Here is a 23,175-nt window from a genome sequence, read left to right on the forward strand (position 1 = left end):
AAGGAAGACTTGCAGCGCGCTCGTCTTCGCCTCGTCCAATTTTTGCTTCGTCATGATCTGCGTTCTCCCCAAGGGGTTCGAAATGGGTCGGTTAAACATCGCGAATGGTTGAACAGTCTACATTTTGAAAAATCTTCGTTACGGATTGTTTTTCAAGAGTATCTTCATGCTATCGATGAGGTGACCGAGAGAATGAAGCATATAGAAGCTGAAATTCATGAGCAGGCCTTGCGCAGTGTTCACGCTCCTGTCATCCAAGCTCTTCAAACCATGCGCGGTGTCGCTGAAGTAACTGCCACAACATGAGTAGCCGAAATCGGACAGTTCTCTCGTTTCTCAAGCCCCAGGCAATTAATGTCTTACGCTGGGCTTGTTCCTAAAGAATAGCTACCAGGTGGCAAGGGTCCATCACCAAGGTTGGCAATGCTCACATTCGCCATGTCGTCGTAGAATCCGCCTGGGCATACCGTTACTCCCCTTCCTTAAAAGGGCAACTCCTTGCTCGTCAGAAAGGGCAGGACTCCGAAGCTAGGCGCATTGCTTGGAAAGCTCAACATCGTTTGCATAAAAAATATAATCAAATCACATCTCGAGGGAATGCTGGAAAGAAGGCCGCCGTTGCTGTGGCTAGGGAACTCATGGGGTTCATTTGGGCAATGGGTTGTGAAATTGAAAAGAAGCAAACGGAAGCTAATTCGGCAGCCTAGTCCCCCCATTAGAAGCGCATTGGTTTAAAGGAATGGTTTGAGGTTTTGGCTCGGAGGCAAAGCTCTGGTAAGGAGAATCCTCATGTTGAACTATGCACTAGGTCTGTTAGATAACCGAATGTGCGCCGTTAGTCCGAGGCAGCTCCCCGACGGATGGAATGAAATGCGGTAACCAACCCGCGCATATCAGACTGTTAACCACCGTCAACTACTTTGCCTTCGTGCCAAGATCTTAAAACGGCCTCTTTTTCAGTGGGATCATTGTATCCTTTCTCTCCGTTTGATTGTCAAGGACGCAAAGACGCCGTCCTTGACAATCACTTCGTGAAAGGATCTGTAGATCTCTAGGCTGAAAAAGTAAAGGAGAAAGGAAACCTTACCAAAAAATGGGGTGTTAACCGCCTTGTTCATATCAGTTCAATGTCCGCCGAGGGCAATCCCAAAAAAGAGTTCCATTTAAACGATTTTATTATCAAGAAACACGAGTATTGAAGGAACACCGAATAACCCCGTATTGGATGGAACAGAGCTGAACGATGCTTATTTGGAATAGACGCGGCATACAAGCGGCAATGAAGCTGACCAGGGAACACGACAGAGGATGCTGTTTATTATCATATCGATATTATCATTATTACATTGAGGCGCTAGAGTATTATGCGGATTGGCTTTTGTTTTTGGGGAAAGTGGTCGAGTTTGAACGGATTCCTGATGAGCTGCGCTTGATTTTGGAAGAGCGGTTTAAGGGGAAGTGCTGACACTTTAACAAAAACACGTTAGGCCAATAACCGGGCTGCAACGTTCGTGAGCCTGAATTGGCTTGGTGCCGCAGCAACCTTAAAAATTTTGGCGCTCACTCTATATAACATGCGAAATATCAGAATGCCGCGGCGCGCTGATATTTCGCTTTAGAGCTGATACGGGGAACCATATCATAAGTAGGGCGAAATTTATGGTCTTGATCAAAGCACCGACCTTGATGCATAGTCATTTCCCGCATTTTTGTCTTCGAGGTTTGTCTTTGACTTCAAGACTTCTTTCAGATTCTGCCTCGCGGCAGACACCTTGCCACATTTTCACCGTTCTCATTTCTTCCAATTTTCTATAAAATGGTCTACCGCTGCCTGCTCAATTGCAAGCCCTTCCGTGTAACGCTCCATAAATAAGGCAAAGCCAATTACATCTGCGCTGTCAGGATAAACCTCTTGTCCTTCTGCATCATTAAACACTTTAGTGGTAAGGTAATCAGCCAAACCCTCGTACTGCTCTTTTTTAACCATATAGGATGCCAAAATGGCCATCCCCCATGCGCCGCCCTCACCAGCCGTAGACATGACCGAAACAGGAATATTCAGTGCTGCGACACACATTTTTTGACCGACTAGCGGCGTTTTGAACAATCCGCCATGCGCCAAAATGCGGTCAATCGTTACATGCTCCTTCTGCGTTAAAATATCCATCCCAAGCCTTAGTGCAGCAAACGCGGTAAACAGATGTACTCTCATAAAGTTAGCCAGATTGAAGCGGCTTTCTGGAGAACGAACGAACAGCGGACGACCTTTTGCAAGCCCAGTAATGTTCTCGCCTGAATAGTAGCCGTAGCTCAGCAATCCGCCGCCATCGGCGTCTGCTTCCAGCGCCTGGTTGAACAGGACGTTGAATAAATGGTTCATATTGGGCTGCAGCCCCATTGCATCACAAAATTCACGGAACAAGCCGAGCCACGCATTAATATCGCTGGAGCAGTTGTTAGCAAGAACCATGCCGACAGGGCTGCCATCAGGTGTAGCCACGATGTCAATCTCAGGGTACACCGTGGATAATTCTTTCTCCAGTACAAACATGGTAAAAATAGATGTACCTACGGAAATGTTACCGGTATACCACACATACGTTCGCATTCAAATCTAGCCATATCGAAGTGGAAGGTTATTCACACGATTCGTTATCGATACGATCGATATCTTTTCCGCATTGCGTATCCACATCCCACGCCAGCCGGATGATGTTATAATAAATTATTGCTATTGTCGCACACGCCGCAGAGGGCTTCAAGCCATGATTTTTGTAAGCGCTGCAAATGAGACCAATAGCTTCCAAATAGGGGGTAAGCATGAGAATGGCAACGACAAAAACCGGGGATAGGGGCATTGTTTTTTGGAAAAATTTAGGTTTGGTTCTCTTGATTACATGCATCCCGATGATTTTTATTGGGGTCATTCTGTATGAGGTTGGAACGACCCGGATCGGCATCGAGGCTAATCGGGCACATCAGGCCCAACTGTCGCAGTCAATTCAGCAAATCGACGACTATTTATCCAATCTTGAGAAATTTACCGTTCGTATCGCCTTTGACCCTGGGTTTGACGATTCGCTTGCGCGCATGGACTTTATCGATCAGTTCCAGCGTACGAAGGATTTGATGAAATCGCTCAACCTGATGACCGAATCGAATCCGTTGATCCAGAGCGTAGCCGTTTATTTGAAGGATGCCAATCTGATTATCGGCGATGAATCGGGCATGGTTTATGTTCAAAGCGAGGAAGACCGCAAGCTGCTGTTATCGCTGCTCGATAAAGAAGAAATAATTTACTGGAATTATGGCCTGAAAAAGCTGAACAAGCCGGGAAGCTCCCATAAGGCGGTCGTAGTAAGGCTTCCGGGCGGACAAATGCACAGCTCGTTCGGTGCATTTCTCATTTACCTTGACCAGGCCCGGCTGGATGATCTCGCCCAGAAGCTGGTCTCCGGTGAAGGCAATGGTGTTTCCTTTTTGCTGGACGAAACCGGGCATTACTTGACGTCGCCCGCACAAATCGAAGCCTCCTCTAGCGCAGACCAGAAGCTTGCGCAGCAGATCCGCAGCCGTATTATTCAGGAGAAGCTCGGTGAGCATACGTTCATACTCGAAGCGGACCACCGGCAGTACTCCGTCTCTTATGGCAAAATAGCCAAGCTCGGCGGCCGTTGGACGGTCGTATCGGCTACACCGCTTTCGCAAATAACGGTGCCCGTTACCTCGATGTCCCGTTTCATTCTGACGATAAGCGGGATCGGCCTGCTGATCGGCCTGCTGCTGTCGTGGTTCGCCTCCCAGCGGCTGTACGCGCCGATTAGCCGTCTCAAGCGCATGTTCGAAGCGGGACGCCGCGATAAGCCCGGGGACGCGGAAAGCGGGATCAGAAACGACGAAATTGACTATATAGAACGGCAGTGGTCCCAGCACCTTCAGGAACAGCAGGCGCTGGCTGCGCGATTGGACGAAGCCATTCCTGCGCTGCGCGAAAGCTTCGTGCTGCAGTTCATCCAGGGACATTTATATACCCATACCGAGAAAGAAATCACAGCAAAAATGCGTAAGCTCCAATGGAACATCGAGCACAAACGATTCGCATTTCTCGTCGCCCATTTGCATGGAATGGCTGAGCTGGGTGATAAATACTCGGAGCGTGACGACCAGCTTCTGACGTTCGCCGCGTCCAACATCCTGCTCGAGCTGTGTACTGAAAGCATTCCGATGGTTCAAGTCATCAACTTTCAGGATTTGACCGTAGGCGCCTTTCTGGTGCTTGACCGGCCAAGGGACCTTGAGGAGACCGCGCAGGACGAACGTTTAAACGGGCTGGCCCGCGATTTCACGGAAGCGCTCAACAACGTACTCAGGATGAAAGCAACCATCGTCATCAGCAAAACGACGGACAAGGTAACAGAAGCGCCGCAGGTGCTGGAGCAGAGCCGGCAGGCGCTGCGCTTTCGCGATGTGCGCACCTCGAATCAGCTGCTGGATATGAGCGATTTTATTCATAAAAGCAGCGGACAAACCCGTTTCCCAACCGATCTGGAGCGGGCAATCGTTCAGGCGATCGGCATGGGTCTGGGCGACGAAGCGGTTCGGCTCGTCCGCGAATTCATGCTGGCGCTGCAAAGCGGCGACAGCACCGAATGGATGGTCCATCAGGGCATGATGAAGCTGCTCGGCTCCATACATGACGCGATGATCAAGTACAATATCAACCCGTATACCTTGTATGAAGACGGTCACCTGTACGATCAGCTGATGGCGCTCAGTGAACCGGATGAAATGATAAACTGGTTTGAGCATAAGCTGATCAAGCCGTTTATTAAGGAGCTGTCTATCGCCTATGATGCCGATCTTCGGGGAACGATTGAGGATCTGCTGAAGAGGATCGAAACCGAATATTTGACCGATGTTTCGCTTGAGCATTATGCCGATGAACTGCAGATGAGTCCGTCCAAGCTGAGCAAGGCGTTCAAACAAATTACCGGTGTAAATTTCATCGATTACAACATCCGGCTGCGGCTCGACAAATGCAAAGAGCTGCTCTGCTCCACCGATATGAAAATTAACGAGATTGCCGAGCTGCTCCGCTACCAGCCATCCTATCTGATTCGTATTTTCAAAAAAAGCGAGGGTATGACTCCAGGACAATATCGGGAAAAGCATACGGTGCATCCTTTCGAATCCTAAACCGGACTCTTAAAGCTGTGGAGGGACCCGCACGCAAAAAAAGACAACGCTTTACAACGAAACGCAGGTGCGAGCGGGCAAACCCGCTGTACGCCGCGTTTTTTTGCATCCGGAAAAATAATACTATCCCCGGAAGTCGGACAAAACCTGTCTGAAAAATGTTATTATTGCGCAAAATGCCGCCTCCCATTACATTGAGGTCAACCCACTGGTTACGTAAAAAGGAGGCACGCTTGATGATCACACAGAGTGAGAAATGGAAGAGCAGCAGTATCGAAGCGAACCGAAAAAGAAAGGTGAGCGCGGTATGGAAAGGACTGGCCCGCGATAAATTTCTTTACCTGCTCATGCTGCCGGGGCTATTGTTTTTTCTTATATTCAAATATGTGCCGATGTGGGGCATCGTCATCGCCTTTCAGGAATATTCGCCTTACCTCGGTATTATGGGCAGCGAGTGGATTGGTTTCGATCATTTCACGCGGTTTTTCGCCAATCCGGATTTCTGGCTGCTGTTTCGCAATACCATGATGATCAGCCTGCTGAGCCTCGCATTCTTCTTTCCGGTGCCGATTATTTTGTCGCTGCTGCTGAGTGAAGTATCGCGTATGGCACTGCGCCGGATCGTGCAATCCATTGTTTATCTGCCGCATTTCCTGTCCTGGGTCGTCGTCGTCGGCATTACGTTCCTGCTGTTCTCCCAATCGTCGGGTATCGTTAATATCGTGCTTGAATTTATCGGGCTGCCGAGAATCGACTTTCTGGCGAATACGAATTTATTCTGGGGCGTGCTGACGGTGCAGAACATCTGGAAGGAAACCGGTTGGGGCACCATTATCTTTTTGGCGGCCATTGCCGGAATCGATCCGCAGCTGTACGAAGCCGCCAAGATGGATGGAGCCAGCCGGCTGCGACAGACCTGGCACATTACACTGCCGGCGATCCGCAGTGTGATTATCATTTTGCTGATTTTGCGTATCGGTCAAATTATGGATGTCGGCTTCGAGCAGGTGTTCCTGATGATGAACGGAGCGGTTTCCGAGGTAGCGGACGTATTCGAAACATATGTGTATCGCGTCGGAATTCAAAGCGGTCAGCTCAGCTACAGTACGGCGGTCGGATTGTTCAAATCCGTGATTGGCCTTGTTCTCGTTATTATTGCCAATCAGCTGGCCAAACGCTTCGGTGAAGAAGGCGTGTATTAGATTGAAAATGCCATCAAGAATGGGTGTTTAGGAGGATTACCTATGAAAGAAAGCATGGGCGACCGATTGTTTAACGGCTTCAATTTAACGCTGCTGACGCTCGTTTGTATCGTAACTGTTTTTCCGCTTTATTATGTATTTATCGTTTCATTCACCAGTCCGGCGGAATATTTGCAGAAGCAGGGGTTTGTGCTGTTCCCCGAGCATTGGACGCTAAGATCGTACGAATACCTGCTGTCGACCAATTCCTTTAAGGACGCTTCCCTGATCAGTATTTTTCTGGCTGTCGCCGGCACCTTTTTCAGCCTTTTGGTTACTGCGGCATTGTCATACGGATTATCCCGCAAACGGTTGCAAGGGCGCAAAGCCATTCAGCTGCTGATTCTGATTACGATCCTGTTCAGTCCCGGGATCATTCCCCCGTATTTGCTGGTACGCGACCTCGGGCTTATCAACAGCACCTGGTCGCTGATCCTGCCAGTGCTAACGAGCGGCTGGTATGTCATTCTGATGAAAAGCTTTTTCGACAGCATCCCGAACGAGCTGGAGGAAGCCGGGATGATTGACGGCTGCAACGATATGGGTATCTTTTTTCGGGTCATCCTGCCGCTTTCCCTTCCGGCGTTGGCCGCCTTCGGTTTATTTTATGCAGTGTCGTACTGGAATACGTTCTTTAACGCGATCCTGTACATCAACGATCATACGAAGTGGCCGCTTCAGCTGGTGCTGCGCAATATGCTGATCGAATCGTCCACCACGATGGGCGGCTCGGCGGCGATGGAAATGATGTCGGAGGAGCAAATTCCAGCGCAAACCTTAAAGATGGCGGCCGTCGTCATCGCCACGCTCCCGATCCTGGTCGTTTATCCGTTTCTGCAAAAGCATTTCGATAAGGGGGTGATGCTCGGCTCGGTGAAAGGCTGATTAGGAGAACGAATGTGGAAAAACAATGGCTTGAATCAAATAAAAAGGGAGGTATTCTATTTGAAAACGCAATCCAGAATCAATCGTTTCGGCAGCTCCGCTATGATCTCTTCACTGGTAATGGCCTCATTGTTAACCGCATGCTCGGGAGGCAAAACGACTCCGACCGGAACGACAGCTGCCGATGACAAGCAGGGACCGCCGACTGAAATCAGCATCATTACTGAATTTAATACGGTCGAGCCGCCCGGAGCCAACAATCCGGTGCTGAAGGAAATTGAGAAACGTACGAATACGAAGCTGAATATTACGTGGGTGTCGCAAAATAACTGGACGGAAAAGCAGAATGTCGTTCTGGCTTCGGGCGATATTCCCGATCTGATGAAGGTAGCCGACTTGCGCAATCCGCTTATGCAGCAGATGGTGAAGCAGGGCGCATTCTGGGACCTGACGCCTTTCATCAAGGACTATCCCCATCTGATGGAATTTCCGCAAAGCACCTGGGACAATACCAAAATCAACGGCAAAAATTATGTGCTTCCGTCCGTACGGCCGCTCGACGCGAGCAGTGTTATCGGAATTCGGAAGGACTGGCTGGATAAGCTGAACCTGAAGATGCCCCAGACGACCGACGAGCTGTACGAGGTGATGAAGGCGTTCGTTAACAACGATCCCGACGGGAATGGCAAAAAGGACACATACGGCTATAATATGCGCGATATGGACCCTGTCTTCACGAACGTATTCAACAAAAGCACTGGCAAATGGAAGCTTGTCAACGGCAAACTAGTTGATACCGTACTGGAGCCGGGCACGCGCAATCTGCTCGTCTGGTTCAACAATGCGTACAAGGAGGGGCTAATCCCGCAGGATTATATGGTCATGAAAACTTCGCAGCTGGAGGAGCTGGCCACGTCAAACCGGGCCGGGCTTACGACGGATGGGATGCTGGGCCTGTGGCGTCAGATTGAGAACCCGATGAAAACCGATCCTAAGGCCGATTTTATGGCGATGACCTCGCTTGATGGCTTCTCGCCGCAATCCGCAGGTTTTTTGGGGGTGTACCTGATTCCGAAAAAAGTGCCGGAAGCGAAAGTGAAGAAGATTTTGGCGCTGATGGATTTCGGGGCTACTGAAGAAGGCTTTAATCTGGCGATCAACGGCATCAAGGACGTTCACTACAAGGAAGTCGACGGCTTCAAGGTCGGTACGAAGCAGGCCGATACGGACAGCATTTCCGTCAGCTCCTTCGGCAAAATTTTTGAGCGCTATGATAAATACTTGTATGCTTATGCGCCAGGCATGAGTCGCGAGGTGTTCGAGCGCAACAAAAAGATTATTGACGAAAAAGCAAAAATCAGCACTCCGGACGTATCGATCGGACTCGTATCGGCAACGGAAACGCGCGTCGGGACGGAATATAAGAAAAAGATCGACGATCTGAAAACAAAGGTCATCATGGGCAAGGAACCGCTTGAAGCCTGGGACGCTTATGTGGCCAAGCTGAAGGAAGATACCGAATACCAGAAGATCATTACCGAAATGAACGAGGCGTATCAGGAACGGGTTAAATCTGCAGCCAAAAAATAAAACGCGAAAGGCGGACGCACCATGCGGGAATTTGATTACCGGATATTGATTACCGGACAGCTGTCCACCAACAAATACCGTTATCCGAATGAGAAAAAGGAAGTCATCTGCACGACGACGCTGCTCAGCGGACACGGCTTGAATGTGATCATCGATCCGGGCTGGCGCGACGAGCCGCTGCTCGCCAGCCTGCGGGAAGCCCAGGTGGCGCCGGAGCAAATAGACATTGTGTATGTGACCCATATGCACGCCGATCATATTCGTTCGATCCGTCTGTTTCCCGGTGCCCGCTGGCTGGCCAGCCCCCGGGAAATCGACAACTGGCGCGTCAAAATCCCCGAGGCGGACCGGGATATCCTTGAGCGGCTGGAGCCGGTTGAGGACGAGATTGTCAGCGGGCTGAACATCGTGCAGACTCCGGGACATACGCTTGCGCACACGTCCGTGCTGTTCCGGCATGACGGACGGCGGGTGCTGGTAGCTGCCGATGCAGTATTGGTCAAGGAATATTATGAGCACCGCGAGGTACATGTCATTTCCGAGGATCAGGAGCTTGCCAAACAAACGATCGATGAGATCAAAACGCTGGCGGATATCGTGATCCCCGGACACGATGAGCCGTTCGAGGCATTTTAAGGGAGGAACCGATTAATGGCATGGTGGGAACGAAATAACCTGCGTCTGATTCAAAATAATTTGCGGGAGAGCGATGCCAATCTGGATGTAGACCTGCTGATCAGCGAGCTTCAGCGGCTGTCCACGAACGTGCTGATGATCAATGCAGGAGGCATCGTAGCATTTTATCCGACACAGCTCGAATATCATTACCGGGCTGCCGGACAGCAGAAGGATTTGCTCGCCGAAGCGATCGAGAAGGCTCATAAGGCCGGGATGAAGCTGATCGCCCGGTTCGATTTCAGCAAGGCTCACGAAAGCATCTATGCCAGGAAGCCGGAATGGTTTTACCGGACCCGAAAGGGGGAAGCGGTTAATTACCACGGCATCGTTCATACATGCATCAACGGGGAATACCAGCGAGAGTATTCGCTCAAGCTGATCGACGAAGTGATTTCCAATTACGATGTAGACGGCATCTTCTTCAATATGTTCGGCTACCAGACACAGGATTACAGCGGTCACGATTACGGCATTTGCTGCTGCGACAGCTGCCGGACCCGCTTCCGCGATTGGAGCGGCGGACTGGAGCTGCCCGAAACGGAAAGCCTGCTCGACCCGACCTACCGCTCCTACAAGCAGTTTCAACAGGCAACGACGCGCGAAATGCTCGACCGTATTCATACGCTGGTGAAAAGCAGACCTAAGGATATCGCCATTTCCACATACAATGAGCATAAAGTCGATATCGTTCGCAAGGAATCGAATACCGATCCGATCCGCCCCCACCCGGTATGGCTGTATTCCGCCTCCGAGAATATTCAGTCACTGGAGGATTCGTGGGACGATAAGCTGGTCAGCAACTGCAGCATCAACGCGATTGATCTGATTCACCGCTTCACCGGCGTGTCGAGTCATGAAGTGAATATCCGGCTCAAGCAAAATATAGCGAGCGGCTCGGGACTCGACTTTTGCATCATCGGCGTATTCGACGGGTACCCCGATCGCGAAAATTTGCCAACGGTGGCTGAAGTATTCAATTATCACCGCAGGAACGAAGCGTATTACGGCCGTTTTCTATCTGCCGCCGATATAGCGCTGATCAAGCCGGGCGGACCGATTGCGAGCGGGATGAAGGAATATTCGGGATGGTACAAGGCGTTGAAGGAGCACCATCTGCTGTTTGATGTGCTTCATCAAAATGCGCTGGCCGATCAAGCCAAACGGCTCGGCAACTATCAGGCGATTATCGTGCCTGCCATCGAGGAGCTGACGGAAGATCAGCTGCGGGCGCTTGAGGAAGCATACCGGCAGGGCGTACGCCTGCTTGCAACGGGCAGCGCCTTGACGGCGGAAGGAGAGAACCGCGATTTTCTGGAGCGCGTGTTCGATATTCGGGCGGGAAGCCGGCATACGTTCGAACGGGAAGCCGCTTATTTTCAAACTGCGGATAAAACCGTATTCCGCCATTTCCCTGAACGGGACTGGGTAATCGTCAAGGGGACATTCATGGAGATGTCGATCGGTTCGAATGCGAAGGCTCAGTTACCTTTCGTTGAGCCGTCCACGTTCGGCCCGCCGGAGCGCGCATTCGGACACCGTCTGTCGACGGAACGCTTCGGCGCTTCCATCTGCACGGATGGCCCCCGTGCTTCGGTTTATGTGCCCTGGTCGCCGGGCGAGTTGTACTACCGCTACGGTTATGAAGATCATAAGCATATCGTGCTCGATCTGCTGGAGCAGCTGATGACGAACGGTCCGAAAGCTATTACCAATGCTCCGCACAATGTGGAGCTGTTCGTTCACCGGCTTGATGAGCGGACGCATATCGTTCATTTGCTTAATTTGTCCGGCTTTAACGGGATTACGTATTTCGAGCCGGTTCCGGTTCACGGTATTCAAATCACGCTGCGCGGAATAGGTGAAGCTGCCTCGCTGAAGGTGCTTGCGTCCGAATCGAGCGCCGTGATTGGCCCCCCATCAGCCCATACGAATACAGCGGGGCAACCGGAAGCCGCCCAGACAACCGGCGATGTAATGATTACGCTGCCGGAGCTCCGCGATTTTGCCGCATTCGTTGTGCAAGTGGAGACGCCCGGAAAATAAGCGGCTTGCCGCAGCGCTTCACATGGCTTGCGGCAAGCGCTCCCGATTAGGCTGACCGACCTAATCAGAGAGAAGGCTTAAAGGCCTTAAGGAGGAATCGTTTAGAATGAGTATTGGATTTATTGGTCTGGGCATTATGGGAAAGCCGATGGCCAAACATATTTTACAAGCGGGCTACCGCTTGAATGTCTTCAATCGCAGTCATGCCGCTGTTGATGAGCTGGTCTCGCTCGGCACAGCATCGCTTGCGTCCCCCCGGGAAATCGCCGAGCAATCGGACGTTATCATCACCATGCTGCCGGATTCCCCGCAGGTGCTCGAGGTTATCACGGGACCCGGCGGCTTGGCGGAAGGGCTGAAGCCCGGCAAGGTCGTCATTGATATGAGCTCGATTGATCCGAGCGTGGCCCGAAGCATCGCGGATATCGCGGCAGCCAAAGGAGCAGCGATGCTCGACGCTCCGGTCAGCGGCGGCGAGATCGGCGCTATCGAAGGCAAGCTGTCGATTATGGTCGGCGGTGATGAGGACATCTTCCTGCAGCAGCTGCCGCTGCTGCAAACGATGGGCAAATCCGTAATCCGTGTCGGAGCTGCCGGCGCCGGCAATACGGTCAAGCTGATGAACCAGATGATCGTGGCCATCCATATCGCAGCTTTATCCGAAGCTTTTGCTTTTGGGCGAAAGGCAGGGGTTGATCCGGAATTGGCTTATCAGGCAATCAAAGACGGCTTGGCTGGAAGCCGGGTGCTGGAGACGAAGAAAAACAATATGATTGAAGGCTCGTTTAAGCCAGGCTTCCGAATCGATTTGCATCGAAAGGATTTGCGCAACGCGCTTGCGGTAGGTCTGGGCGTGGACGCTGAGATGCAGCTTACCCTCCTGATGGCGGAGCAGCTTCAGACGTTAAGCGAACAGGGCTACGGTTCGGAGGATCACAGCGCGTTGTATCGTCTGTATAACGGTTCACCGTAAGATCATTGTTATAAATGCAAAGACCGCCGACTTCCCAAACATTAGGGTGTCGGCGGTCTTCTGCTTTTATCTGATTAAACGATCGCAAGCCCTTTCGGACCTGCAGTTTAGCCTAACAGCTTCTGTCCCGGCTTCCAGTTGGCCGGGCATAAGCCGTCTGCCTGCAGAGCTTGCAGGATACGAAGCGTTTCCTCGACACTGAGGCCCACGTTCATATCGGTGACGACTTGATAACGCAGCACACCCTCTGGATAAATGATGAACAGCCCACGGTGCGCAGAGCCTGTAGCTTCGTCCAGAATACCATAAGCGCGTGCAGATGGACCACTCATAGCTATAAGCTTTCCTGAACCCCCAGTCGAACTGGGGGTTTTCTTATACAAACCAGGCCCTCCGGACTTGCTTTCCAAGTAGGAAGCAGGGAGGGTTGTTTGCTTTCCGGGACATTTCCCATGCTCTGGGGCATGACGAAACACGCCAATCCCGGCACCGAGCGCTCGAAGCTCTCTCATGCGAACACCGATCAAGCATGACACTCGGTAGGGGGCAGCGTTGAAATGATTCAAGAGTATACGATCGTATAATATCGGAATGAAATCCGTGATGCTACACTGGCTAAGAAGAAACGGCCATGAATTGGCGGTCGAAAATCAACATGGAAAGGACTGTTTAGCTTGTTCAGAACATCAGATGTCGGATATCGTCTATCGGCTAAGGCGGCTAGTCTGATGACCGTCTTATCGCTAGTGATCGCGATTATGTTTCAAACAGGAGCATCGGCGGCCCCGAAGGAGATAAGCATATATTACAAGGACCAATTGGTGACGTTTCAGGAAGCTCCGCCGATCCTCCTGGACGGCAGGACGCTCGTGCCGTTCCGTTCTTTGCTGGAGACGCTAGGCTTCGAGGTGGGCTGGAGGAGCGCCGATGGGGTATCGAAAGCGACCGGCACGAAAGAAGGACTCGTAATCGAACTGACGATCGATCATAAAACCGCGCTTGTCAATGGACGCAAGGTGGAGCTTGATGTGCCTGCGCAGATTGTGGATGGGCGGACAATGGTTCCGCTGCGATTCGTATCGGAGGAGAGCGGGTATGAGGTAGCTTATGCCGATAACAACGATAAAATCGTGATTCGCATTTCCGACAAGAACGATGCGGTGAAAGAAAATGGAACAGCCTCTAACTACGGGAACGACATGGCCGAGCCTTATGTGCTGAAAGGAGTTGCCGTCGATTCGGCCGGCCGCCCGATTCGCAAAGCTACGATCTATGCCGACAATCAGCTGCTTTACAACAGCAACGAGATTGCCGTTACCGACGCGAATGGCCGCTATCGGATCGAGCTGAGCCGGATGGCGACAACCTGGAGCGCCAGCGGGGAAGCGACGATCGAATTAAACGGGGTATCGTCCACGGTCGAACTGACACCGGACAACGATGATCCGTTCGCGGGCAATACAGGCGCCATCCGCAACTTTGTGATGAAAACGGCCACCGGTTCGGTCATATTCCATATGGGCGACTTATGGGACCCGGCTGATATCACGCTCCCCCCTCCAAACCGGGAAGATGTCGAACTGACGTTGGAGCTGGTTGGCGAATCGGCTGGAGGCACGGATCATACGTACGTCCGGCACGGCGAGGTAACCGATAACGGCTTCGGAATAAAATGGGTGCCGATTGGCCGGTACAAGATCACGGCCCGGCTGTTGCCCAAAGGGAAGCCTGCGCAAAATTTGCTGGTCCGAACCCTGGACAAAGGTGAATATGCTGCGTCGCTTGTAACCGATTTTGAGAATATTATAGGAGCCTTCTACCGTATCGAGATCGAACTGAAGCTGCCGTAAGCTATCGGAGCCTGCATTGCAAGAAGTCCAAGGCTTCGTCCGCGCAAGCTTTTCCACATTAATCGTATACTCTCAAGCAAACTCTTCTCAGGAAGGGTTTTGCTTTTTGAGTGGCCCTTTGCGGTCGATCGGCCCGATTTCGTAGAAAGGATGTTGAATGTAATGAAAGGTTGGTTAGCCAAAATCAATACCAAGATTCTCTTGATGGTGATGCTTGGTGTAGGGGTGGCGGGCGGCGCTGTTGTTCTGTCTTTTAGCCAACATAACCAGAAGCCTCCCGTTGAGAACGCTCAAGGCACGCAAATTCAATCTCCATCGTCGCTTGATGTCCTCGAAACGGTTCAAGCGGCGCCCAAACGAAAAACGTATCCCGTGGGCAAATGGAATACGGACATTCCCTACTTGAACCCTTTCGGTTCTCAGGGCAACTATCAATCTGTCGAGTTTGCCGCCAACAAGTATGCGAAGCTTTCCTACATTACAAAGGACAACAGGGAAACCTCCAGAGATACGGCCGGGAACGAATGGAAGCTGACTGTGAGCTGGAAAGATCCGGCGCTTGATCCTTTCGCCGATCTGTTGCAGTACGTTTCCGAGCTTGGCGGCGAATATTTCCGCGGCCCCGGAGAAGATAGCTGGGTTTTTCATGCGATGGACAGCGACGGGAACGATTGGTGGGGGACTGCCGCCAAAAAAAACGGCGGCTACTTGCTCACCGTTTACCAGGAACTGCGCCTTCGCGCTGGAGAAACCGTCGTATTCCATACCAAAGATTACAAAAACCAAGTCGTCTATTTTATGACCGAAAATGACGGACATCGCTATCAGAGCATCCAGGCTGCGATGAATAAAGGCGAGGCGCAGATTGTCGGTAAAGGAGCTTATTCGCAAGGGCAATATGCCAGACAACTTAGTTACGTGAAATATTTGTACGCCTATAAAACGGAACATTACGCGTTGGATGACATCCCGCAGGATACTTCGACGCCCATTTTGTGGGAAGTGAATTGGAGAAAGGGCACCGAACCGAAAGAGATTTCCTTAACGCTTGATGAGTTGGAGGAGATCACCCCGCTTGCCGACGGGGAACGATTGGGGGCTTTGAAGGTGCATGGGGTCCCCATGGGACATGTCACTGTAAAGGCGCCATCCGGGATTACGGTTCGGCACCCTGAACTGAGCTTGAAAGGCAATCTGACTCCCGAAGGGGATATTTTGTTCTGGCTTCCATCCGGCTACTGGAATGTCGTCATTCAGCCCGGCAGCGACAAGGCGTACACATCCGATCTGAATGCGAGATTAATCCCCGTCCGCACAGGAGAAATGACGACGCTGGACATCGATCCTGTTGTCAATCGCTCTTACTTGAACAAGGAAATGGGGAAAACGAACGGTTCGGAAAGCGAACTATCGATTACGGACTTGAGCGAAGACGGGGATCGAGTGAAGATTTCGTTTATGCTGCTGGATTCCGAGTCCCCCCGGTTCACGCCTACCCTCTCCAATACGCAAATACGGGAAGGCGGGCAGGAAGGAAAAATCGTCAAGCTTGATCGGCTTCAGACACCGCCGAGCATTGTGCTTGCCCTCGATTCTTCCGGCTCTATGGCGGATTCTATGGACCAGGTGCTGGAGGCGGCACGCGGCTTTATTCAAGGGCTTCCGGACAGAACGCATATTCAGGTCATTGACTTCGACTCGAAAATCCGGCTGCTGGAGGGGACCGGCAAGGACGAAGTTCTCCAAAGTCTCAGTCAGGTCAAGGCGGAAGGGGCAACAACCTTATACGATTCCATCGTTCAGGGGCTTGATCTGCTCAAAGGGCTGGAACGCCCGACGCTGCTTATATTTACCGATGGAGTCGACAGCAGTACAGAAGGCAACGGCTCGGGGAGCAAGGCGACGAAGCAAGAGGTGGGGAAGGCTGTCGCGGATGCCGGCATCCCCGTGTTCACGATTGGCTTCAGCGAGGGTCATGATGCGGCAACCCTGCTTGAACTGGCCGGCATGTCGGAAGGAACCTATTATTCGGCAATGGATGCGGAAGCTGTGCAACGTGTATTCGCATCCATCAACGAGCGGCTCGGCAATCACTTTGAGGTCGTTTACGAACGGCCCCGCGAAGCGGTGCCTTCGGATGTACCGGTCATTGCCCTGACAATGGACGTCAGCGGGTCGATGGACATCAATCCCTCCTCTGGCAACGGCGACTACCGGTTGGATAAGGTGAAAAAGCTGTACCACGAGTTTATCAAGAAAATTCCGGACGATAGTCTGATGCAGCTTATGAGCTTCTCGGCGAATGTCACCGTCGAGCAGGTGTTCACCAAGCGCAAGACCGAGATCATTCAGGCGCTGGGCCAGCTTGCCGCGGAAGGGGGAACCAATATTATCGATTCCGCCGAGAGAACCTTGCGATCGCTAAGGGCCATTCCCTCCAGCAAGCGAGTTATCGTGTATTTAACAGACGCTGCTCTGGATGTGGATGCCTCTCGTAAAGCGGATTTTGAGAAAATACTGACCGGGATTAAAGAGGAAGGCATTGTCTCCCTCTGGGTCGGCCTGGGAACGGAAAAGGCCGAAGCGGCTTTCAAATGGGCAGCGGAAAAATCGGGAGGCAAATATATCATCTCCGAAGACCCGGGAATGCTGGCCAAAGCGCTCCAGGATGCATTGGACAGCATGCAGGCCAAAGAGCCCGACAAGGTGGCGGTGACCTTTTCCATCAACAACGATGAGGTCGAAGGCAAGGCTCGCCAATATACAGTCAATCAGTTGACGAATTTTCATGCTTTGCAGAGCTCGACCGAGAAGGTAGCGCTGAATACGATCAGTTACCGCACGGGAACGCCTATTGCCCAATATGAGGCGGCGACGGCTTCGCTGCTGTACGGCCGTGATTTGCCCGGCACCGATGTGAAAATCTATAAACGGCTGCCGTTGAACGTCAAGGGGAAAAACAAGGCCGTGGAATGGAAGGCAAAAGACCTATTTTTCCTGAAAAGTCTCGGAGGAGTCACAGCGCCGGATAGAAAAAGCTTCATGGCCGTCGATGTGGAAATGAAAAACATTCATCCCGAAGGGGCAACGTACCTGATTCCGGATTTTGCCTCCCATTTCTTCATCGACATGAACCAATCGGGAGCTTATCCCGCTTCGACAGCGACATGGCTGGCGGAATCGCCGCTGGTTCCGCCCGGGAAAAGCGAACTGGCGATTAAACGCGATGAAACGGTTCGAGGGGTGCTGGTTTTCCTTGTGGCTGACGAAGATACGGAGAGAGCTTCGCTAAATTTTTACGACACGGAGAACGGTCATATCGCGTTATCTCTCATCGGAGAGGCCGGGAAGATGGGCGACCTCCCGCTGGCTTCCTTGCCGAAGACGGTGACGGGCAAGCTTTCCGATACGTTCAGCATGACGTTGACGGCTAATGGCGATATGAATACAATCCATCGGGTCAGTTCTTCGGAAAAAAGCGTGTTTAAAGTGATCGAAGCCCGGTTGAATTCCAACGTTCAGACATTGCTGAATGTGAACCCGCAAGAACGGTTTTTTCTAAAAGTCGGGACAACGAACGGTCCGTTCCTGATTCCCGTTAACACCACCACGGCGCTGCTGCCTTATGGCTTTTTGAGGCCTGTCGCCATTGGGCCTGGCACTTCCAATACAGTAAGGTTGGCTTTCCAAACGCCGAATGTGTTAAAGGACTCGCCGATGGAACTGTACGGTGATCTGAGAGACGGGGCGATGCTTTTGCCCGTTCGCAGCGAAGCGGTAGATCATGCGGGAAGCGGCTCCTCGTACCAAGGGGATGGAGTGTCGATGACGGTTAATGCGCTTGCAAGAGTAAAATCGATTGAGAAAAAAAGCAGCGATTACGTCATTGCGGACATTACCTTCTCGGATACGAAAGACGGGGCGGGCGTCTCGGGTTTTCGCCAGTCCTTCACCCTAACCTCGGGCAATGCCGATTCCGGGCAGGAGCGTTCCGAATTGCGGCCAGACCCGGTAACCGACGATTTGCTGTTGGGCATTGCTAATGACTGGCCTGTGTTTGACGGTACTTCGCGGCGCGGACTTCTCGTCTTTAACATACCGTCCAAACAAGCCGGTGGGAATTGGGTTTTGCAGTCTTCCCTTTTCGGCGACTTGCATCTGGCTGTCGGTCAAGGGAATTATGCGGAAGAGGGGCTCTTGGTCAAACAGGTCTCGCCCGATGTCGACAAGAAGTTCGATAACCAACTGGCGGAGGCGCTTATACGCGTCATTAACCAGTATAAAGCCGTATCCGCGATGAATACGGCACCGAACACTATGCCGAAAGACGATCTCGATGCCGGCAAGCAGACGAAAAATAACATTCCTGCGCCGCTGCCGACCTTATACGGTTTAGCGCAGCTGAAAACCGTCAAAACCTGGGCGGACTTTCAGACGGTGATCGGGAAACTTCAATGGCTGCCTTCGTTAAAAAATAGTTGGAGCAGCTATCGCTATTCGCCGGAATCCGTATTGACCCAAGGCTGGGGAACGGAGGGGGATCTGGCTCATCTGACGGGAGGGATGCTGGCGAATCTGGGTTATAGCCCTGCGCTAAGAGTGGTAACGGTGACCAATAAGGGTAGAGAAGCTTTGAAAAAGCTGGGGAATGTGGCGGAAGCGAAAACGGCTTCGCTGCCGGCCTGGGCGTACACAGGCGAGCAGGGGACATCCAAATTGTTTGTTGTGCCTTTTATGAAGGATCTCTCGGAATTAAGCGGTTTAGTCTACCTGCCCGGCGGTCAGGAAGTCCGAAGCTTGACCGCCGAATCGGGCGTGGTCAAAGTGTATTTCAAGGTTAAAGCGAAAGGCAATAAGAATGTTGGTTCCGCTGCGGGAGTGGTTTCCGACGCTTTAGCTGGCGATACGGGCACGAGCGGCCCCGACATCCAGGAAATTCTCATGCTCGACAGCAAGCTCCCGATGGACCAATTGGGCAATGAGGCCGTGGATATCCGCATTGGCGGGAAAAATGGTTTATATACAGCGGTTCTGGAAAATCAGACGATCCAAATCGTCGGCAATGGCAGCGTGAACCTTTCCAAGTTTAACATCGCGAGTGTCCGCCTAGAGGTGCAATTGCCGGACAAAAAGTTGGTGCACGAAACCGCTTTGCAGGAAGGGGAAGATAGTACGGGGGTGTTCCATACGCTTACCGTCAACCTTCCGGATCTGTCGGCGGAAGCGACGGCTTCCTTGCAGCAGGCAGCGGATCGCGTCTATCGATCGGCAGTAAGACCGGATGTGCAATCGACGCTTGCCTGGTATACCCGGAACATCCTTTACCGTTTTGTTGTCAATCAAACGACCTACGAGAAGCAGCTTGCGGAAACGCTTGATGTTACGGCGGGGCGCACCGAGCAAAGTCGCGTCCTGGTTGTCACCGTGCGGCGCAAAGATTCCGCATCACCACTGCGTACCAGTATCGACCTGATGCAATCCGCCAACCAGTTGCATCGCGGCGTGCCGGAGGCTGTTCGTGCCTTCAACATTGCGAGCGGACTTTATGCTTCACGGCTCGAAGGGACCGTCTTGCCCGGGGATAAGGCGGATTTCGTGGAGGTGTGGTCGAGAAGTCCGGAGGACACCAAATTATTCATAAGCGTTACCGATAATCGCAAAGGCGATCTTTCTTATATGAAGCAGCAGGGATACCCGGATTTTCTGATTCGGAGGGTTACTGATTCCAAGAAGGCGATGTTGATCCCCAATAAACCGACAAGAATCTATGGAGAAGACCGCTGGATCTGGCTGGAAGTCGATCCGATGACCTTCGAGACGATTGCGGTCATGGATACCGGCGAGCATGGCGGCATGGCCGAATATTTGATGGCTTTGGAGCCTGTAGCACCGACCGGAGACGATTATCTGGGATTCCTTGCAGGCGCATTTATCGGCATAGACTCCTCCGTCTGGAGCGTAAGCGCCTTTTCACTCATCATGGATGATTACAATCAGATTGTGCAGGCGGCAAAAGCGTATACAGCTGCAATCGGCACCTTCTTGAGCGATATGATGAGCAATAAGGATTTGGCTAAATTGGAGTACAGCATGTCTCCCCTCAAGGTGAAGCTGAGCGATGCCAACTTCGATCATTTAGCTAAGTATTTCGAAGAGGTTCAATTAGGCAAAGAGGTGAAGCTTGGCGGAGACCTCGTAGGCTTCGGGCTCGGTTTTAATTCAGGCGCCGCCTATTACTTCAAGCAATTGGAAGTTAAAAAGTGAATAACCTGCTCCGGGCTCTCCAATAAGTTCCCAAAATAAGAAAAGCTTCTAAACGAATCCCTTTCCACGATGAATGACCCTGCGTAAGCGGTGGCTTTTCTTGGTACAGAAAGTCGCTCTTCGCTTTAGCACTTTAGCGAAGTTAAACTTTCTGTAGCGTTCAAAAAGGCTGGGCGAGAAGACGTAAAGTTTTCTATCCAGCCTTTTTGTGTACCTGCTTTTGCAGGGAAGCAGCGGGGCGGATCAGAAGTCAGTTTCACTGACCCTGTTTTTTGCGATGGCTTGTACCGCCTACCGCCATATGCAGGCGGTTTACAAATAGAAGCCTTTTGAGACTCCTATCTCCCCGGAAATAATGTTTTTAGAAAAATAGAGTGCTTTTGCCCGTCCGTGGAGCAGCGTGGCAGCGAGTCGTTCCTTCATTTGTCCAGAGGTACCGTGTACCGCACGACCGGTACCGGCAACGGTCTGGAAGGTTATCCGCTGCAGGATCTGACGTTTGCGGCGACAACCGAAACGATCAGCACCCTGGATGCAGGGGGGGCGAGTGTATCCGCTACGGCAGCGTACAAGCTGACCAACACCGTCGGCACGGTCAAGTTCTTCAATAGCACCGGCCAATGGATTGGGACGAAGGATGCCTACGGCAATGTCGTGCTCATCCAGTATGCGAGCCAGCCGATCTTCGACGGCACATCCTACCCGGTGATCAGCAAGATCATCGATACGCTCAACCGCGAGATTACGTTTGCGTATACGGTTGATGACGTGACCGTGACTTACGCGCCGGGCAAACAGATTGTCTACAACAAAGCGCTGGTTTCAAATGAACAAAAGGAACACTACTTGGCCTCGATCGAGAACGAGAATGGCGAAACGATCAGCTATCAATACGACAAGCACGCCGCCTCCTACGACTTAGGCACCACTTCCGGCCCGAGCGCGGCTGCCGTTCCGGTAATAGACTTGACGCGGGTGACCTACCCGACCGGACCACGGACCGTCTATACGTACACCACATCCCCGGTTTCCAAGCGCCTGGGCCCAAGCGGCAGCCTGACGTATTACCGGATAGCGAGCCGCTACGATGAAGTAAGCAGCAGCGTGAAGAACAAAACGGTGTTCGATTACACCGGCAATACGGATTTTACGAATCCGTCGCTTACCAACTATTCGACGAAGCGCACGATGATCAGCAACCCGAATGCGGGCAGCGCCCCGGTCGATGAGAAAATCGTCGTCACAAGTACGCTGAACAACCAGCATCTGTTGACGAACACAACCGCTGAGAAAACAGGCGAATACAAGCGGGAGATCGCGACCACCTATGATACGACGAAAAAAATGGCGACTGGCATCACCGAGACGAACACAGATTACACTGCCACGCCGGTTGATGCGGGAACGAACACAACCTCTTACACCTATGACAACTACGGCAACGTGCTGAGCACGACCAATCCGGTCGGTCATCTGCGCGAATACACCTATTCTTCGACGTTCCCCAGCCTGCCGGTCACGGCTAAGACCACGGTATCCGGAGTGTTGGTGAACGATTTTGCATACACCGTCGACACTACAAAGCCGCATACCAATCAGGTGACGCAATCGTATGTGGAGACGGCCAACCAGCCGGCGACCGAACAGGTGACTTATACGCATGACAGCTACGGCAATGTCACCCAGGTCAGCCGGCAGCTGGAGGGAACGAGCACGCAGCAGACGGACATCACTTACGATGCAGCCTACAAAGTCGCGTATCCGACAAACATCCAGCAGCACCTGATGGTAAACAACGCGCCGAAAACGATCGAGCAGCGCTACACGTATGAGCTGGCGACCGGCCGCGTGACGAAGACATATGACGGCAATGCGGTGTTGCACAGTACACCGGCTGCCTCCGAGCAGGCGGTTGAATATGATCATTTGATAGAGAATAACGAGCATCTTTTTCGCGAGTGCAACAAGTGCTTTTTTCTTACCTCGTCGAGAAGCTAAAGACCAAAATTTAGCAGACAACCGGGCGTTACGGGTTTTGGAGGCTGCCCAAGCAGCTTCGCACAAGGGTGTTTTGATATGGGGATTTCCTTTTACCGTACGGGTACTTTTTTTTGATAGCGCTTTCGTGATTTCCTGGCGCTACACCAGCCCAAGAAGTGAGGTGAGCTGCCGTTGGGAATTGATCCATGTTATTCCCCATCTCCGCGAGTATGCTGGCGGCTGTTGTTCGTTTAACGCCAGGCATCGTTTGTATGATCTCCATTTCTTCCTTGTAGCTGGCAAGATACTCATCAATTCGCTCATCCAACTGGCGAATTGATTCTTCGTAAAATGCAATTTCGTTCCAAAGAAAGCGGATCATAAATAGTTGGTGCTCATCGAGTGTACCGAATAGGGAGTCTGCCAAAGCAGGAATTTTTTTCTTCACGTTGCCTTTAACTCGTTCTTCAATGTC

At 51.9% G+C, this 23,175-nt stretch carries 13 protein-coding genes and 3 pseudogenes; 13 read left to right on the top strand and 3 right to left on the bottom strand.

All coding sequences use genetic code 11. The features are described from left to right. Window positions 1-42: 42 nt before the first annotated feature. From LRL21_RS30345 to LRL21_RS30355, 3 genes are all read left to right on the top strand, one after another. Window positions 43-306: a hypothetical protein gene (locus tag LRL21_RS30345; protein ID WP_240419580.1), complete on the top strand. Its 264-nt coding sequence runs from the start codon at window positions 43-45 to the stop codon at window positions 304-306. Between the two features lie 9 nt (window positions 307-315). Continuing rightward, window positions 316-387 (top strand): transposase, encoded by a 72-nt coding sequence (locus tag LRL21_RS46410; RefSeq protein WP_240419576.1) that lies wholly within the window; start codon window positions 316-318, stop codon window positions 385-387. 856 nt (window positions 388-1,243) lie between these two features. Next, window positions 1,244-1,465, top strand: coding sequence for a hypothetical protein (locus LRL21_RS30355; RefSeq protein WP_240419500.1), 222 nt, complete (start codon window positions 1,244-1,246; stop codon window positions 1,463-1,465). A gap of 327 nt (window positions 1,466-1,792) precedes the next feature. Here the strand turns inward: LRL21_RS30355 and LRL21_RS30360 are convergent. Next, window positions 1,793-2,587 (bottom strand): annotated as a pseudogene (locus LRL21_RS30360) (FGGY-family carbohydrate kinase); the annotation flags it as partial. Window positions 2,588-2,826: 239 nt separating this feature from the next. On the opposite strand from LRL21_RS30360, the gene LRL21_RS30365 reads away from it, so the two are divergent. The 7 genes and pseudogenes from LRL21_RS30365 to LRL21_RS30395 form a co-directional block, all read left to right on the top strand. Further along, window positions 2,827-5,196: an AraC family transcriptional regulator gene (locus LRL21_RS30365; protein ID WP_240419501.1), complete on the top strand. Its 2,370-nt coding sequence runs from the start codon at window positions 2,827-2,829 to the stop codon at window positions 5,194-5,196. Window positions 5,197-5,432: 236 nt separating this feature from the next. Continuing rightward, window positions 5,433-6,398 carry an ABC transporter permease gene (locus LRL21_RS30370; RefSeq protein WP_240419502.1) on the top strand — a complete coding sequence of 322 codons (966 nt, stop codon included), beginning with the start codon at window positions 5,433-5,435 and terminating at the stop codon, window positions 6,396-6,398. A 42-nt stretch (window positions 6,399-6,440) separates the two neighbouring features. Further along, window positions 6,441-7,322 (top strand): carbohydrate ABC transporter permease, encoded by an 882-nt coding sequence (locus LRL21_RS30375; protein WP_240419503.1) that lies wholly within the window; start codon window positions 6,441-6,443, stop codon window positions 7,320-7,322. 60 nt (window positions 7,323-7,382) lie between these two features. Then, complete coding sequence (locus tag LRL21_RS30380) at window positions 7,383-8,912, top strand: type 2 periplasmic-binding domain-containing protein (protein WP_240419504.1); 1,530 nt, start codon at window positions 7,383-7,385, stop codon at window positions 8,910-8,912. Between the two features lie 21 nt (window positions 8,913-8,933). After that, a complete protein-coding gene (locus LRL21_RS30385; RefSeq protein ID WP_240419505.1) occupies window positions 8,934-9,548 on the top strand; it encodes an MBL fold metallo-hydrolase in 615 nt (204 codons plus the stop codon). 15 nt (window positions 9,549-9,563) lie between these two features. Beyond that, window positions 9,564-11,633 carry an alpha-amylase family protein gene (locus LRL21_RS30390; protein ID WP_240419506.1) on the top strand — a complete coding sequence of 690 codons (2,070 nt, stop codon included), beginning with the start codon at window positions 9,564-9,566 and terminating at the stop codon, window positions 11,631-11,633. A 103-nt stretch (window positions 11,634-11,736) separates the two neighbouring features. Then, window positions 11,737-12,606 (top strand): annotated as a pseudogene (locus LRL21_RS30395) (2-hydroxy-3-oxopropionate reductase); the annotation flags it as partial. A gap of 107 nt (window positions 12,607-12,713) precedes the next feature. Here the strand turns inward: LRL21_RS30395 and LRL21_RS30400 are convergent. Next, window positions 12,714-12,980: pseudogene (locus LRL21_RS30400) on the bottom strand (thioredoxin domain-containing protein); the annotation flags it as partial. 300 nt (window positions 12,981-13,280) lie between these two features. Here LRL21_RS30400 and LRL21_RS30405 point away from each other — a divergent pair. The 3 genes from LRL21_RS30405 to LRL21_RS30415 all read left to right on the top strand — a co-directional run bounded on the left by LRL21_RS30405 (window position 13,281) and on the right by LRL21_RS30415 (window position 22,718). Next, a complete protein-coding gene (locus LRL21_RS30405) occupies window positions 13,281-14,456 on the top strand; it encodes a copper amine oxidase N-terminal domain-containing protein (RefSeq protein ID WP_240419508.1) in 1,176 nt (391 codons plus the stop codon). Between the two features lie 162 nt (window positions 14,457-14,618). Then, window positions 14,619-20,720 carry a vWA domain-containing protein gene (locus LRL21_RS30410; RefSeq protein WP_240419509.1) on the top strand — a complete coding sequence of 2,034 codons (6,102 nt, stop codon included), beginning with the start codon at window positions 14,619-14,621 and terminating at the stop codon, window positions 20,718-20,720. Between the two features lie 438 nt (window positions 20,721-21,158). Next, window positions 21,159-22,718 (top strand): hypothetical protein, encoded by a 1,560-nt coding sequence (locus tag LRL21_RS30415; RefSeq protein ID WP_240419510.1) that lies wholly within the window; start codon window positions 21,159-21,161, stop codon window positions 22,716-22,718. A 28-nt stretch (window positions 22,719-22,746) separates the two neighbouring features. On the opposite strand, the gene LRL21_RS46415 is transcribed toward LRL21_RS30415, so the two are convergent. Further along, window positions 22,747-23,148: a transposase gene (locus LRL21_RS46415; RefSeq protein ID WP_240419511.1), complete on the bottom strand. Its 402-nt coding sequence runs from the start codon at window positions 23,146-23,148 to the stop codon at window positions 22,747-22,749. Window positions 23,149-23,175 lie beyond the last annotated feature (27 nt).

Source organism: Paenibacillus periandrae (assembly GCF_022458865.1).
Lineage (GTDB): Bacteria > Bacillota > Bacilli > Paenibacillales > NBRC-103111 > Paenibacillus_S > Paenibacillus_S periandrae.

What these genes read in the sequence shown, in the direction of transcription:
- LRL21_RS30355 (WP_240419500.1), top strand. Translation starts at nt 1,244, where the DNA reads ATGCTTATTTGGAATAGACGCGGCATACAAGCGGCAATGAAGCTGACC.
- LRL21_RS30370 (WP_240419502.1), top strand. Translation starts at nt 5,433, where the DNA reads ATGATCACACAGAGTGAGAAATGGAAGAGCAGCAGTATCGAAGCGAAC.
- LRL21_RS30390 (WP_240419506.1), top strand. Translation starts at nt 9,564, where the DNA reads ATGGCATGGTGGGAACGAAATAACCTGCGTCTGATTCAAAATAATTTG.
- LRL21_RS30375 (WP_240419503.1), top strand. Translation starts at nt 6,441, where the DNA reads ATGAAAGAAAGCATGGGCGACCGATTGTTTAACGGCTTCAATTTAACG.
- LRL21_RS30410 (WP_240419509.1), top strand. Translation starts at nt 14,619, where the DNA reads ATGAAAGGTTGGTTAGCCAAAATCAATACCAAGATTCTCTTGATGGTG.
- LRL21_RS30365 (WP_240419501.1), top strand. Translation starts at nt 2,827, where the DNA reads ATGGCAACGACAAAAACCGGGGATAGGGGCATTGTTTTTTGGAAAAAT.
- LRL21_RS30385 (WP_240419505.1), top strand. Translation starts at nt 8,934, where the DNA reads ATGCGGGAATTTGATTACCGGATATTGATTACCGGACAGCTGTCCACC.